Source organism: Devosia polycyclovorans, from assembly GCF_042181575.1.
GTDB lineage: Bacteria > Pseudomonadota > Alphaproteobacteria > Rhizobiales > Devosiaceae > Devosia > Devosia polycyclovorans.
The window spans coordinates 1,559,524-1,574,064 of the sequence record NZ_CP170082.1 but is presented as its reverse complement, the minus strand read 5'-3'; the positions used below and the strand labels follow the sequence as shown (position 1 = coordinate 1,574,064).

Genomic DNA, 14,541 nt, shown 5'->3' with positions numbered 1-14,541 from the left:
TCTAAACGTCCACCGTTCCTGATTTCGCCGGCCACGGTCGGCGCAAGTTCTGAACTCCGGGGGCGGGTCAGGAGACAACTTAGTCACGCTCGCATGCTTACCCCCATCAGCAACACGCTTCGCAAAGCCGGTGACTGGCCTGACAGATGGCAGGGCCTTGCTCAACGAAAGATATCCCCGGGCCAAATTCCTCCCTTATCCTCCCCCCATCCCCGTCACACACGCGGCCCCGACGCAGGGCCGGATGGGGAGGCCGGGAAGAGGGGCGCCTCTTTACGCGGGTAGAAGCTCGGCAGCCGGACCTGCAAGAACGGTACCGCCTGAATCCGGACCCGTGGAAAATCCGTGTTTCCGTGACGAACGGCCAGTGGCTCTTGCACTTGAACGTTCGCTTTTTTGGGCCGCTGGCCGTTCGTTACCGTGCAACCGCAAGCCGAAGGGCCGGGCGGCGTCGACCCATGCCCGAAGGGCAAAATCTCCCCGCTGGGGAGATTTTAGGTGACTTCGCAGACGATCCGCGGCGCGGATGGGTAGCTCCGGTGGGAGCCGCACAAGTCACGAAGGCCATAACGAGCTTGGAGCGTCACGAAGGGCACATCGCGCCAGTGGTGCGATGTGAGGGAACAAGGCTCGAATGGCGGGTGGCATGTCGCCGCGCCGGGGCAGTCGAGCGCCGGCCAAACTCGGCAGGCAAAGACCTGTTCCTCGATCGGCAGGAACTCGCTGACAATCTGGTCGATCGGCGCGATGGCCTCAGGCAGCATTTCATCCTCACCGCCACACTCCCACCACGCGCGCAAATCACCTATATGTCGATCAAAGCCAGCGAGTTGCCCGTGACCGAGTTCTTCCGCATCGAAAGCCCCTCCTTCGACCCCGACACAGGCGAAGCGCGCTTTCCCTATACGCTCAACGATCTGAACTTCGTTGAAGTGCTGACCCTGCCCGCGGGCGCCAGCGCCGAGATGGCGGCTTCGGCTTCCTTCAAGAAGCTGCTCGGCCTGACCGCGCTGGTCCTTGGCGTGTCCTATTTCAAGCTACGCGCGCCCTTCGCCATTCGTTCGCCAGACATCGCGCTGACCCCCGCCGAGCACGCCTTCATCATCGATGTCTATGAGAATGGCCTAGGGGAGTTCTATGCCCGCAACGAATTGTCACGTTTTGGCAAGCTTGAGCTGACTGCGCCTGAGGACACGGCAGGACATCCCGCGACCCCAGACCTGCCCAGCCGCACCTTGCTGCCCATTGGCGGGGGCAAGGATTCCCTGGTTAGCGTTGATCTGCTGACCCATACCAATGAGGCCTTCACGCCCTTTGCGGTCAACCCCAAGGGGCCGATCCTCACCTCGGTCGAGGCCATAGGCACGCCGCCGCTTTATGTCATCCGCACGCTCGACCCGGAAATGATCCGCCTCGGGCAGGAGACCGGCTACTACAACGGCCACGTGCCCTCCACCGCCATCAATTCGATGATCGCATCCCTCTGTGCCCTGCTGTTCGGCTACAACCAGATCGTGCTCTCCAACGAGCGCTCCGCCAGCGAAGGAAATGTCATGTTCGACGGGCGCGAGACCAATCACCAATATTCCAAATCGCTCGGCTTCGAACTGCTGATCGCCGACACCTTGGCCAATGCCACGGGCGGCGCGCTGAAGTATTTCTCTTTGCTGCGCCCCTATTCGGAAGCGCGCATCGCCTCGCTCTTCACCAAGGAAACCAAGTTCGACGCGGACTTTTCGAGCTGCAATCGCAATTTCCGCCTCAATGGCAATGATGGCCCGCTCTGGTGCGGCGAATGCCCCAAATGCCATTTCGTCTTCCTGATTTTCGCGCCCTTCATGGCCAAGGACCGCATGCTGCGGATATTCGGCCGCAACCTGCTCGACGATCCGGCCAATGAACAGTCCTTCCGCGAGCTGGCGGGCCTGACTGGCCAGAAGCCCTGGGAATGCGTTGGCGAAATCCTCGAGGCCGCGGCCTGCTTCTACACCCTTACCCGCCACGCCGATTGGCATGAGGACGCCATTGTGCGCGCCATCAAGGCGGATTTGTTTGCCCAATATGGCGAGGAAAAGCTGCAGCGCGCCATGGCCGAATGCCTCACCGACAGCCACGACCACCATATCCCCCCGGCCCTCGCCGCCAAGGTGGCTGCCTATGCGGTTTGACGAACCCGTCCTGCTCTACGGCGCCGGGCGCGAGGCGCTGTCCTCGCGAGCTTTTCTCAAGGCGAGACAGCCCGACCTCAAGGTCTATGTCACAGTCGATAGCGGCACTGCCGATATTCCCGAAACCGAACTGATTGCCGCCACGGACCTGCCCGCCGCCATCGCCGCGCGCCGCTTTGGCCTCATCATCAAGAGCCCCGGCGTTTCGCGCTACAAGCCCATCTTCGAAACGGCACGGAACGCGACAATTCCGGTCACCTCCAACCTCAATCTCTGGGGCGCCAGTTTCCGGCAGGACCGGACGGTTATTGCCATCACCGGCACCAAGGGCAAGTCGACCACCGCAACGCTCACCCACCTCATGCTCACCCGCTCGGGCATCGATGCGGGTCTGGCGGGTAATGTGGGCCTGGCCCCGCTCGAAATTGCCGACAAGCATGCCGTCGTGATCTTCGAACTCTCGAGCTATCAGACCGCCGACATGAATTTCTTGCCCGACGTCGCGGCGCTGACCAATCTCTATCCCGAGCATGTCGACTGGCACGGCTCGGTGGAACGCTATTATGCCGACAAGCTGCACCTGATTGATCGGGACGGCGGCTTTGCCGTGGCGCTGGGCGCCGCCGCCAAGGGAAATGCCTTGGTCGCACGCGCCGTGCGCGATCATCGCCGGCTTCTGCCCGAACTGGACGCCGCAACCAATCTGGCCATTGAGAACGCCGTGGCCCGCTCGCGCCTGCGCGGCGCGCACAATCTCGACAATGCCCTGCTCGCCGCCCAGATTACGCTGGGCGTTGGCGGCACAATCGATGGCATCATGCAGGGCATCGCCGCCTTCCGCCCCTTGCCCCATCGCCTCGAAGAGCATCGCATCGGCGACCTGACCATCGTCAATGACTCCATTTCGACAACGCCAGAGGCGACCAAGGCGGCCCTGGCGGCATATCCGGGACGCCGGATTGCCTTGATTGCCGGAGGGCACGAACGCGAACAGGACTATGCCGAACTCGCCGGCCTGCTGGCCCGGCGGGGCGTCCATGTGCTGGCCACGCTCCCGGTCACTGGCTTTCGTCTTGCCCAGGCGACCCAATCCCGGGCGCCGGAGATCGCTGTCCTCCAGTGCGCCGATCTTGAGCAGGCGATCACGGCCTTGGCTGGAAGGCGCGAGCTGTTCGACACGCTCATCCTCTCGCCCGGCGCGCCATCCTATAACCAGTTCAAGAATTTCGAGGAACGCGGGCACCGCTTTGTCGATCTGTGCAAGAGCCGGTTCGGCCAGGGTGCCTAGCCACAGACATTGCTCAGTAGCCCGAATACATCGCCGCTTCCGGCACCCCGGCGCTACTCAGCCCGGCTTCCATGCGCCCCAGGAGATCATCGTCGGTCGCCCGCTCGGCCATGCGGGACATGATGCCATTGCGCCGGAATGAGGGCACTTCGAGCACGCGGGACAATTGCCGGTCCATTGCCGCCGCCTCATCCTGTTCGACCGCCACCAGCAGGGCCAGCACCGCCCCCAACTCGGTATCCACCCGCGCGCAACGCTCGGCATATGTCCGCGCATTGCGCAGGTCCCCCCCGTCGAGCGCCGCAAGAGCCGGAGCGCAATAGTACCAGTCCGGTATCTGGGTCTGCGGCACTGCCTGGATAGCGCGCTGCGCCGCAACGATGGCTGTATCGAGCCGGCCGATCAGGGCAAGATGACGGGCATGGGAGGCTATCGCATCGATATTGGCCGGATTGATCTGTCGCGCCGTCCCATAGGCCGCCTCGGCCATCTCGTGCTGGCCCATCTTTTCGTCCAGCCGCGCCCGCTGCTCCCAAACAAAACTGCTGGTGGGATCGGCAGCAAGCGCCTGGGCCATACGTTCATCCGCCATCGCCAGGCGATCTTCACGCAACAGCACCGCGCCGACATCCCCGCCATGACCCTCGGCGAGCAGGCTGGCCAGCCCCGCTATCACATTGCCGCTGCGCTGCTCGTCTTCAGGCAACCCCTCCGCGCAATTGCGCACCCGCTCGGCCAATCCGACCGTAGGCGTGGTTCGATACAGAACAAAGAGAACACCACACAGGTAGAAGTTTTCCCGCCCTGCAAGATCGGTCCGCCGCACAAAGTCCCGCGCTTGGGCATGCAGAGGACCACGAACACCCCCCAGATTCAGCACCACGTCTTGCGCCAGCGTCTCGATGCCTCCCCGACTTTTCAATTGCTCTGGCCCGATCAGTGAAGACCAGTTCCACACGATTGAATTGGACGAGAGATCGGTAAGCACCGCGCTAACCTCGAACCTGCCCATATCCGCCGGCCGGGCGCGGATGACCCCGCTCAGCATGTAGTCCGCCTGCCGCTCCAACGCGCCGTCTCCACCAGCTCGTCCTCCGAGAAAGGCATCGACAGTCAGCATGGGCCCGAAATCGGTGACCAGTTCCACGGCCAGGGCAGACAATGTGGGGGTTATGATGGGGTCTTCCACCAGGTTCTGAAACTCCATCACCCTCACTGCTGGAAGCTCGAATGGCGCAGCGCGTGCCGCCTCGCGCTCCTGCCGCTGTCCCATCGTTGAGAGCGCATAGACCAGAGCAACAACGCCGAGGGAAAGGACCACGAGAACAAACCATGAGACCGTGACATGGCCCCGTGCGGCCTTGGTCGGCGCTTCGAACTGAGCCTCCTCCTCCTCCGGTGCAGCAGGCGAAGAAGCGACTTCGGCGCGAGCGGCCGCGGCTGGGGGCTCCCTCGAAACGAAATGCGGGACATAGCGCCCGATCGGCAGCTGGATCTGTATTTCGTCATCGGCGCCGGGGCCGCGATAATACTCATCGAGCAGGGATCGCAGCCGCCGGGCCTGTACACGGACGATCGGATCGGCCTGCGGATCAAAGTCCGGCGATCGACCAAAAACATCTACCGCGATCGAATAGGCCTTGATATTCTGGCCTTCGCCAGCCAACTGCCGCTCGACGATATACGACAGGAAGCGGGCCAGTAGCGGCGAGCGCGCAATCTCGGGCCAGTCGAGCAGGCGGATAAGAGCCCGATTTACCCCCGCTTGATCCGGATCCGCCTCCAAGGCACAACCTCCCGCCTACGCTGGGTATTGTGAGCCTTTACATGTAAATTACAAGGCTGCATCACCCCCGTTTTACCCGTTTTTGCCTCCCTGAACACGATCACATCGGTCATACGCCGCCCGGTCGAAGTCACTTTCTCGACATCAGTGCCAGGCGGTCAGGCCCCGCCGGCCAGTTTTACAAATCGAATACTCGATCTGCCGAGCGCTCCGCAGCGCTCGAACAGTGGAGGTTTTGTTGTGTAACGCCCCGCGGCGGGGGACGAGGTGACTGCTTGAACGAGGTATCCAACGATCTGCCTTTCATCGCCTTGATCGATGATGACGGGCATTCCGCCCATCTGCTGACCCGGATGCTGCTCTCCCATGGGGCGCCGCAGATCCGGCATTTCGGCTCGATTGCGGCTGGCGAGGCATTTCTCGGCCAGCGTCTCGCCGATGTCGATCGCGAATGGCCCGGCCTCGTGATCGTCGACCTTAAGGCCTATAGCGACGCAAATCTTGAATTTGTCGTCCGCAACCAGGCTCTGCTCCGGCAAAAGGGTATCCCCTTGGCCGTCATGACGCAGACCACCGACCGGGCCGGCCGCCAGGCTCTGCATGAAGCAGGTGCAGCAGCGGTGTTTTTCCGGCAAGCCGAACTCGAAGCCTATCGGCACGAGGCGGCTGCCATTGTCAGTTTCTGGGCGCGCAATCAACGCCTGGATGCGGTTGGCATGTGACTCCTGCGTCCACAGGTTACATGCCTAGAGGCGGAGAGTGATGCTGCACGCTGGTCCCCGGATCTGCATGCATTCCCAAGCATCCTCTCCGCCGCCTGAAAAGGTCGGCGGTCTGCACCACCGCTGACCCTCATGCGCGGTCCTTGCCTTTTGTGGATCAGGCGCACGGGCGCGGATATGGCACCTCCCGGCCATGTCCGTACGGGGGGAGAAGCAAATAGCCGGGGCGCATGTCCCTCAGCGCTTGTCGGCACGCCTGTTGCTTCTCCCCGCGGCCCTCAGTCTCTCGGCCGGTCTTTTTCACCGATAATGTGGTGGGCAAAAGCACGCAGCGCGGCCATGACCAGCACGGCCAGCAAGGCTGTCCCAGCGGCAATCAGATAATAGCCAAGTGACGTTGCAACACCCACCGCGCCGGCCAGCCACATACCCGCTCCGGTCGTGAGGCCTTGCACCCCCGCGCCACTTCGGAAAATGGCACCAGCACCTAGGAAGGCGATCCCCGCGGTTACCGCTTCCACCGCACGGATGGGGTCTGGATTTGTCTGACTGGCGCCCTGGATGGTGTGGAAAATCTCAAAGGTCAGAATGGTGAACAGCGCAGCCGCGACCGACACCAGAATATGTGTCCGCAGCCCAGCCTCGGCCGTGTTGACTTCGCGCTCGAACCCTATAAGCGCGCCTAGCAGCGCGGCAATGCCGAGGCGGATTGCGATGATGTGTGCGGGGAGATAGCTGTCAACCCAGCCAAGGGCATTGCCGATATCCATAAAACCTGATCCGCAGATGTGACGCTTCCGTCACAACCCACCATCTCCCCAGGCGGTTCCCTCTCTGCATTGGCTCGCAAGCGCTCGAACTAGTTCGCAGGCGCCGGCTGCATCATGCCATAGACCAGGTAGATGATGGCAAACAGGACCACGATGCCCACAAGCGAGGCGACCAGCACACGCAAATTCATCTTGCGTGGATTAGCCTGACGCACTTCGGTGGTGTTCTTGTCCGGATCATAGGTTTCCATGTGACGCTCCTTTGTCTCTTCAATTAGATCAACGAACGCCACGTAAGGCAGTTCCCTGCCCGCCGCTCACAGAGACTTGACGACGCAGGCCGCGCGGTGAACCCTTCAGCATGAACAGCAATGAGAACAAGACCATGACCAACCCTGCCCTGCTCGCCCGCATGATCATGGCCGGACAGGGCAAGGCACCGGCCGACCTCGTCATCCGCAATATCGGCCTGCTGGACGTCATCACCGGCAAGATAACGGCAACCGATATTGCCATCGTCGCCGACCGCATTGTCGGCACCCATGCTTCCTACGAGGGGACATCGACCATCGACGGCACGGGTCGCTTTGCCGTGCCAGGCTTTATCGACACGCATCTGCATATCGAATCTTCGCTCGTCACCCCATTGGAGTTCGATCGCTGCGTGCTGCCCCATGGCGTCACCACAGTGCTCTGCGATCCCCACGAAATCGCCAATGTGCTGGGCGCCGAAGGCATCCGCTATTTTCTCGATAGTGCCGATCGCACCATAATGGATGTGCGGGTCAATCTATCGTCCTGCGTCCCGGCGACGCCCTTCGAAACGGCCGGTGCACAGCTCGAAATTGGCGACCTTCTGCCCTTTCGCGATCACCCCAAGGTGGTGGGCCTGGCCGAGATGATGAACTTCCCCGGTGTGCTTAATGCCGATCCGGGCATTCTTGCCAAGCTGGCGGCGTTCCAGGACGGGCACATCGATGGCCATGCGCCGCTGTTGCGCGGCACGGAACTCAACGGCTATCTGGCCGCCGGCATCCGCACCGATCACGAGGCCACCAGTGCCGCAGAAGCTCGGGAGAAACTGGCCAAGGGCATGGCCATACTCATTCGCGAGGGCTCGGTGTCCAAGGATCTCGAGGCATTGGCTGAAATTCTCGACGAAGACAGTTCAAGCTTTGTGGCGCTGTGCACCGATGACCGCAATCCCCTCGACATTGCCGAAGAGGGTCATCTGGACAGCTCTATCCGGCGCCTTATCGCCAAGGGGCGTCCGCTGCACCATGTCTATCGCGCGGCGAGTCACTCGGCTGCACGCATCTTTGGTTTAAAGGATCGCGGCCTCGTCGCCCCCGGCTGGCGCGCCGACATCGCCATTCTCGATCGCCTGGAAGACTGCAGCGTATCGGACGTCATCTGTGCCGGGCGCCTGGTCACACCCGAGCTCTTCGACACGCGCAAGACCGTTGCACCCGTCGGCCTGACATCAATGAAGGCCAAGCCGGTTACCTCGAATGCCTTCGTCACCGAGCCCAGGACGGGCCAAAACCGCGTGCCGGTCATCGGGGTCAGGCCTGGCCTTATCTTAACCTTCCGAGAGGAAGCGAGCCTCGCAACCACGCACCAGGGCCTGCAGCCCGATCTTGAGGCCGACATCATCAAGGTCGCCGTCATCGAGCGGCATGGCAAGAATGGCAATATCGGCCGATCCTTTGTCACCGGCTTTGGCTTGAAGCGCGGTGCCATAGCCTCATCTGTGGGGCACGACAGCCACAATATCACCGTGGTCGGTGCCACCGACGAGGATATGGCCGTGGCAGTCAATCGCCTGATCGAGTTGGGTGGCGGGTTCGCCGTCGCCGACGGCGGCAAGGTAACCGCGGAACTGGCTCTGCCCATTGCAGGATTAATGAGCCTGAAGAGCTTCGAGGAGGTGGCGCACGATCTCCATCATTTGCGTGACGCCGCCAAGGCTCTCGGCTGCGTCTTGCCCGAACCCTTCCTGCAGGTCGCGTTCCTGGCGCTGCCCGTCATTCCACATCTGAAGATGACCGATCGCGGTCTTTTCGATGTCGACAAGTTCGACTTCGTGAACTGATCCAATGAGCCTGTCCTCGCTTTATCTGGCTTGGGTAGAGGACCTGCCGCCGCGGCTCAATGGCGTGCGCAAGCATCGCGGACTGTCTCTGGTCATGGATGACGGGGTTAATCTCAAGACGGACCACTACGCGCCGGACACCAAGGGCCCGCATCCCACGATACTGATGCGGCTCCCCTATGGACGGCGCGGCTTTGGTGGAATTGCCGAAGCCTATGCCGAACGTGGGTTTCACGTGGTTATCCAGGCTTGCCGCGGTACCGAAAAATCGGGAGGGGCCTTTGACCCATTCGCAAATGAACGCGCCGATGGGCTAGCCACCCTGAACTGGATCCAGCAACAGCCCTGGTATGATGGCCGCATCGGCCTGACAGGCCCCAGCTATCTGGGTTATGCGCAATGGGCGATTAGCGATGCCTTGCCCAGTACCGCTGCCATGGCCACCAAGGTGACAACGGCAGACTTCCGGCCCGTGGTCTTCCCCTCAGGCGCCTTTCACCTCAATCTCTGGCTGAGTTGGGTGCAGGTGATTGAAGGGCTGCGCAACAATCCACTCGCCACCGCCGCGCGCATGTTTTCCGGCGATATTGAGCGCCGCACGGAAAAGGCGGCGGCCACGCTGCCCTTGATCGAGGCCGACAAGGTGGCGGTCCGCCACAAGGTCGGGTTCTGGCGCCACTGGTTTGAGCACGCTATCGGCAATGACGCATTCTGGGCCGACCTGGACCACCGGCACCGTCTGAGCAAGCGGACGCCACCGGTCCACTTCATTTCCGGCTGGTATGATTTCATGCTCGACCCCCTGCTTGAGGACTATCAAAAGCTGGTTTCGCTCGGGCATCGGCCCTATCTGACCATTGGAACCTGGTTTCACGTCGCCGAGGAGCTGCAGCGCGACAACTTGCGGGAAACCCTGGTTTGGATGCGCGCCTGGCTGATGGGCGACAAGTCGGGCCTGCGGCAGCGGCCCGTGCGCATTCATGTCTCGGGGCGCGACGAATGGCACGAATTTGACACCTACCCGCCCGGCCCGCCAGCGCCACACACCTGGTTTGTGTCCGCCCCCGGCACTCTTTCTGATACTGGCAAACGTGCAGCCGGCGTCGACCGGTATCGCTATGATCCGGCTGATCCAACACCCAATTTGGGCGGCGCCATCTTTGCCTTCACGGGTGCCGGGCCTGTGGACAACGCCGTGCTGGAGGCCCGACGCGACGTGCTGACCTACACAAGCCGTGTACTGACCCGCGAAACGACTGTCATTGGGCAGTGCACGGTCAACGTCATCCTCCGCTCCAGCCGGCCGCATGTTGACGTTTTCGTGCGTCTCAACGATGTGGGACCGGACGGCGTGTCGCGGAATATCTGCGACGGTCTGGCCCGCCTCACGCCTGCGTCATCGCAACCGGATGGCACACCGCAATTGACCATCCCGCTACACGCCACTGCCCACACATTCCGTCCGGGACACCGGATCCGGCTCATCATCACCTCGGGCGCCCATCCGCGTTATGCACGCAATCTGGGGACCGGTGAGCCGATCAGCGTTGCGACAGCCATGGTCTCCAACGACATCGAGATCACGCGATCCGCCGTGAGCATTACGCTGCCGGAATACACATTGAACTGAACCGGGCGATCGCTTCCCCGCGGTTAAACCGCCGAATTCCCTGAGTAATGTCCCGCAAAGCGGCGATTTTGCGACCTGTTAGGCAAAGCCAGATTGCCTATTGCCAATTTAGTTATCGTGCATAACAATTTGAGTCGCAGCTTGATGCTCAACGGAGGAGGATGAGATGCGACTGCAATGGAAGAACACCGTGGCAGCGGCCACGATATTGCTAGCGACAAGTTGGGCGGGTTCCGCCTACGCCGAGACGCTGAATTGCGCCGACCTTACGACACACGATTTTGGCATCGAAGGCCTTGTGATCGCCTCGGCCAGCGCCGAGCCCGTAGGCGAAACATCGCCCGCTGCCCATTGCCTAGTGTCCGGCCATGTGGCCGAACGGAACGGCGCCGACGGCAACACCTACAAGATCAGCTTCGAATTGCGCCTGCCCGATGACTGGAACGGACGCTTCGTGCACCAGTTCAACGGCGGCAATGATGGCCGGGTGGTCCCCGCCATGGGACCGTTGCTCAACGCGGATGACAGCGACAACGCACTGTCCCGCAAGTACGCAGTGGTCTCAAGCGATGCCGGGCACGACGGCTCCGCCCACCCGGACGCAGGCTTTGCCGGAGGCACCAAGTTCGGTTTCGACCCGGAAGCCCGAAGTGACTACGGCTACAGCGCCGTGATGAAGCTCAATCCGGTGGCAACCCAGATCGTGGAAGACTACTACGGGACTGAGATCGCCTACAGCTACGGCGTTGGAACCTCCAATGGCGGTCGCCATGGCCTGGTCCAGGCGACGCGTTCTCCCGAGGCCTTTGATGGCATTCTCGCCGGCTACCCTGGCCTGAACCTGCCCAAGGCGGCCGTTCAGCACGCCTGGGATATCCAGAGCTTTAAGGCGGTGTCCGATGACGTGACCCAGGCGTTCAGCCCGGACGATCTCAAGCTTGTTGCCGATGCGGTGCTGCAGGCCTGCGACGATCTCGATGGGCTGGCCGATGGCATCGTCGCCGATAGCCCGTCCTGTCAGCAGACATTTGATATTTCCTCGCTCACCTGTGGCGAAGCCTCGAACAACTGCCTCACGTCAGCGCAGGTGGAAGCACTTCGTCGGATTCATGCCGGTCCGGTCAATTCTGCTGGGGAAGAACTCTATTCGGATTGGGCCTGGGACCGTGGAATTGAAGGTCGCGGCTGGACAGCCTGGAAGCTCAATAGCGGTTCGGAGCGCATGAACAACCTGCCGCGGATCGCAACTTTGGGGGCTTCGTCTCTGGCCATGGTCTTCTCCAACCCGCCGCAGGACGTCGGAGGCGATCCTGACTCACTGGTGAACTACCTGCTCGAATTTGATTTCGATACCGACGTCACCATCGACGCCAGCACCGCCGAGTTCCCCGAATCTCCGATGGAGTTCATGACCCCGACAGATGTCGAGGACCCCGAGATGGCCGACTTCCGCGAAGCCGGGGGCAAGATGATCGTTTTCCATGGCATGAGCGATCCGGTCTTCTCGGCCCTGGATACCATTGACTGGTACGAAAAGCTCGACGCCAACAATGGCGGCAATGCCGAGGACTTCGTCATGTTCTACACCGTGCCGGGGATGAACCATGGCTTTGGCGGGCCGGCAACCGACAAGTTCGCCGCTTTCGACGCCCTGGTCGATTGGGTCGAGAACGGCAAGCAGCCGGACTATCTGGTTGCCACCACAACCCCCGACAACCCCTATCTGCCCGAGCTTGCCGACGCTACGCGCAAGCTCTGCCCCTATCCTGCCATTGCCCGCTATCAGGGCGGTGACGAGAAGGACCACGACAGCTTTGTCTGCCAATAAGCTAAAAGGCCCCGCCACTGGCGGGGCCTTGCCAATTTTACCGGGAGTCCCGGGCCTTCACCTTGCGGCGCGCTGCATGCAGCAGCGGCTCGGTATAGCCCGAGGGCTGGTCGGCGCCATGGAGCGCCAGATCCAGCGCCGCCTGGAAGGCCACGGACTGGAAGTTTTCGGCCATCGGCCGATACAGCGGATCACCGGCGTTCTGCTGGTCCACCACGCCTGCCATGCGCTCGAATACCGAAGTGACTTCGTCGCGGCTGACTAGGCCATGCCGCAACCAGTTGGCCACCGCCTGGCTCGAAATGCGGCAGGTCGCACGGTCTTCCATCAGCCCGACGTCATTGATATCGGGGACCTTGGAACAGCCAACCCCCTGCTGCACCCAGCGCACCACATAACCCAGAATGCCCTGCGCATTGTTTTCCAGTTCGCGGGTAATCTCTTCGCGGCTGAGCGAATAGGGCGCCTGCACCGGCATCGAGAACAGGTCGAACAGCCCCGGCAGCGCCTGATTGTGTCGGCGTTTCTGGGCCTCGAACACGTCCACCTGATGATAATGCAACGCATGCAACGTTGCCGCCGTCGGCGACGGAACCCAGGCAGTGTTGGCGCCGGCATTGGGATGGCCGATCTTGGCGTCCATCATGGCCGCCATGTCATCTGGCCGCGCCCACATACCCTTTCCGATCTGCGCCTTGCCCGAGAACCCGCAGGCAAGCCCGATCAGCACATTGCGGTCTTCATAGGAGTTGATCCATTTTTCCGACTTGATCTCGTCCTTGCGCAGCACCGGGCCCGCTTCCATCGAGGTGTGGATTTCGTCGCCAGTGCGGTCCAGGAAGCCAGTATTGATGAAGAAAACGCGATGCCGCGCCTCGTAGATCGCCGCCTTGAGGTTGGCCGAGGTGCGACGCTCCTCATCCATGATGCCGATCTTGATCGTATTGGGCTTGAGGCCCAGAAAACCCTCGACTGAGGCAAAGACGGTGCAGGCAAAAGCCACTTCCTCAGGGCCATGCATCTTTGGTTTGACCACATAGATCGCACCATTGCGCGAATTGGCGCCTTTATCGTGCATGGCGCAGAGCGCTGTGACGGCAGCATCCATCAGGCCTTCCCCAATCGGCTTGCCATCGAGCAGCACAGCGTCGGTCGTCATTAGGTGTCCCACATTGCGCACCAGGAGCAGCGAGCGGCCCTTGAGCACCAGTTCTTCGCCGTCGACGCCCTTGTAGGTCCGATCCGCCTTGAGTTTGCGCGTGACGGTCTGGCCGCCCTTCTCGAAAGTGTCTTCGAGATTGCCCTGCATCAGCCCCAGCCAGTTGCGATAGACACCGACCTTGTCCTCGGCATCCACCGCCGCGACCGAGTCTTCGCAGTCCTGGATCGTGGTCAGCGCGGCCTCGACGATCACGTCGGCCAGCCCTGCCGCATGCGTCGCGCCAATGGGGCTCGACTTGTCGATGACCAACACGGCATGCAAACCATTGTGCCGCAGCACGATTTCGGCCGTTTCGCCCTTGCTGGCATAGCCGACAAAGGCCGAGGCATCCTTGAGCACAGCCGGTCCCGCCTTGGTGTCGATGACGAGATTGGCAAGTCCGCCCTGCTCAGCCACCACATAGGCGGTGACGTCGGCATGACTGCCTGTGGTGACGGGGAAAGTTTCATCGAGAAACTGCGCCGCCCGCGCCACGACCGCCGCGCCGCGGCTCGGATTGTAACTCTTGCCAGGTGCAAGGTCGCCCTCGCGACTGATGACATCGGTGCCATAGAGCGCGTCATAGAGGCTGCCCCAGCGGGCATTGGCGGCGTTTAGCGCATAACGGGCATTAGAGACCGGCACCACCAGCTGCGGACCGCATATGCTGGATATCTCCGGGTCGAGCCCTTCGGTCTCAATAGTGAAATCCTCCGGCTCGGGAACCAGGTAGCCGATCTCCTTGAGGAAGAACTCATAGCCCTGCGCATTATTGGCCACCGGCCCGTATTTGCGGTGCCACTCATCAATCTTGGCTTGGATATCGTCGCGCTTGGCGAGCAACTTCGCATTGGTCGTCGCATGCTCGCGCACGAGGCTCGCAAAGCCATCCCAGAACTGATCCGCCGCTACAGCCAGCCCCGGCAGCACCTCTTTCTCGACGAACTCCACGAGGAGGGAATGCACGGACAGGCCGGATTTGGTCAGATAGTCACTCATGGTGGAAGGCTCTCCAATCGCAATTGTGATGAAGGTGTAGGCCATTGCGGCCCT

Annotated in this window: 10 protein-coding genes; 6 read left to right on the top strand and 4 right to left on the bottom strand. The window is 61.7% G+C overall.

Annotated elements, in window-relative coordinates:
* The first annotated feature begins 641 nt into the window (after positions 1-641).
* Both ACE4RL_RS07900 and murD read left to right on the top strand, forming a co-directional pair.
* Positions 642-2,168 (top strand): hypothetical protein, encoded by a 1,527-nt coding sequence (locus ACE4RL_RS07900; RefSeq protein ID WP_375599953.1) that lies wholly within the window; start codon positions 642-644, stop codon positions 2,166-2,168.
* Entirely contained in the window at positions 2,158-3,456 is a 1,299-nt protein-coding gene (gene murD, locus ACE4RL_RS07895; RefSeq protein WP_375599952.1) for a UDP-N-acetylmuramoyl-L-alanine--D-glutamate ligase, read from the top strand. Before ACE4RL_RS07900 ends, murD begins: the two co-directional genes overlap by 11 nt.
* 13 nt (positions 3,457-3,469) lie before the next feature.
* Here the strand turns inward: murD and ACE4RL_RS07890 are convergent, their stop codons facing one another.
* Positions 3,470-5,242 carry a hypothetical protein gene (locus ACE4RL_RS07890; protein ID WP_375599951.1) on the bottom strand — a complete coding sequence of 591 codons (1,773 nt, stop codon included), beginning with the start codon at positions 5,240-5,242 and terminating at the stop codon, positions 3,470-3,472.
* Positions 5,243-5,517: 275 nt separating this feature from the next.
* Here ACE4RL_RS07890 and ACE4RL_RS07885 point away from each other — a divergent pair, with 275 nt between their 5' ends.
* Positions 5,518-5,964: a hypothetical protein gene (locus ACE4RL_RS07885; RefSeq protein WP_375599950.1), complete on the top strand. Its 447-nt coding sequence runs from the start codon at positions 5,518-5,520 to the stop codon at positions 5,962-5,964.
* Positions 5,965-6,242: 278 nt separating this feature from the next.
* Here the strand turns inward: ACE4RL_RS07885 and ACE4RL_RS07880 are convergent, their stop codons facing one another.
* Together ACE4RL_RS07880 and ACE4RL_RS07875 are read right to left on the bottom strand one after the other, a co-directional pair.
* Complete coding sequence (locus tag ACE4RL_RS07880; RefSeq protein ID WP_375599949.1) at positions 6,243-6,734, bottom strand: MgtC/SapB family protein; 492 nt, start codon at positions 6,732-6,734, stop codon at positions 6,243-6,245.
* An 89-nt stretch (positions 6,735-6,823) separates the two neighbouring features.
* On the bottom strand, positions 6,824-6,985 hold the full coding sequence (locus ACE4RL_RS07875) for a hypothetical protein (RefSeq protein ID WP_375599948.1): 162 nt from the start codon (positions 6,983-6,985) through the stop codon (positions 6,824-6,826).
* A gap of 134 nt (positions 6,986-7,119) precedes the next feature.
* On the opposite strand from ACE4RL_RS07875, the gene ade reads away from it, so the two are divergent.
* The 3 genes from ade (at position 7,120) to ACE4RL_RS07860 (ending at position 12,287) form a co-directional block, all read left to right on the top strand.
* Positions 7,120-8,829: an adenine deaminase gene (gene ade / locus ACE4RL_RS07870; RefSeq protein WP_375599947.1), complete on the top strand. Its 1,710-nt coding sequence runs from the start codon at positions 7,120-7,122 to the stop codon at positions 8,827-8,829.
* A 4-nt stretch (positions 8,830-8,833) separates the two neighbouring features.
* Positions 8,834-10,459 (top strand): CocE/NonD family hydrolase, encoded by a 1,626-nt coding sequence (locus ACE4RL_RS07865; protein ID WP_375599946.1) that lies wholly within the window; start codon positions 8,834-8,836, stop codon positions 10,457-10,459.
* 166 nt (positions 10,460-10,625) lie between these two features.
* Entirely contained in the window at positions 10,626-12,287 is a 1,662-nt protein-coding gene (locus ACE4RL_RS07860; RefSeq protein WP_375599945.1) for a tannase/feruloyl esterase family alpha/beta hydrolase, read from the top strand.
* Between the two features lie 37 nt (positions 12,288-12,324).
* Here the strand turns inward: ACE4RL_RS07860 and ACE4RL_RS07855 are convergent, their stop codons facing one another.
* Positions 12,325-14,487 (bottom strand): malate synthase G, encoded by a 2,163-nt coding sequence (locus ACE4RL_RS07855; protein ID WP_375599944.1) that lies wholly within the window; start codon positions 14,485-14,487, stop codon positions 12,325-12,327.
* Between the last annotated feature and the right edge of the window lie 54 nt (positions 14,488-14,541).

Coding starts and splice junctions, on each gene's coding strand:
- ACE4RL_RS07865 (WP_375599946.1), top strand. CDS start 8,834: ATGAGCCTGTCCTCGCTTTATCTGGCTTGGGTAGAGGACCTGCCGCCG.
- ade (WP_375599947.1), top strand. CDS start 7,120: ATGACCAACCCTGCCCTGCTCGCCCGCATGATCATGGCCGGACAGGGC.
- ACE4RL_RS07855 (WP_375599944.1), bottom strand. CDS start 14,487: ATGAGTGACTATCTGACCAAATCCGGCCTGTCCGTGCATTCCCTCCTC.
- ACE4RL_RS07875 (WP_375599948.1), bottom strand. CDS start 6,985: ATGGAAACCTATGATCCGGACAAGAACACCACCGAAGTGCGTCAGGCT.
- murD (WP_375599952.1), top strand. CDS start 2,158: ATGCGGTTTGACGAACCCGTCCTGCTCTACGGCGCCGGGCGCGAGGCG.
- ACE4RL_RS07860 (WP_375599945.1), top strand. CDS start 10,626: ATGCGACTGCAATGGAAGAACACCGTGGCAGCGGCCACGATATTGCTA.
- ACE4RL_RS07880 (WP_375599949.1), bottom strand. CDS start 6,734: ATGGATATCGGCAATGCCCTTGGCTGGGTTGACAGCTATCTCCCCGCA.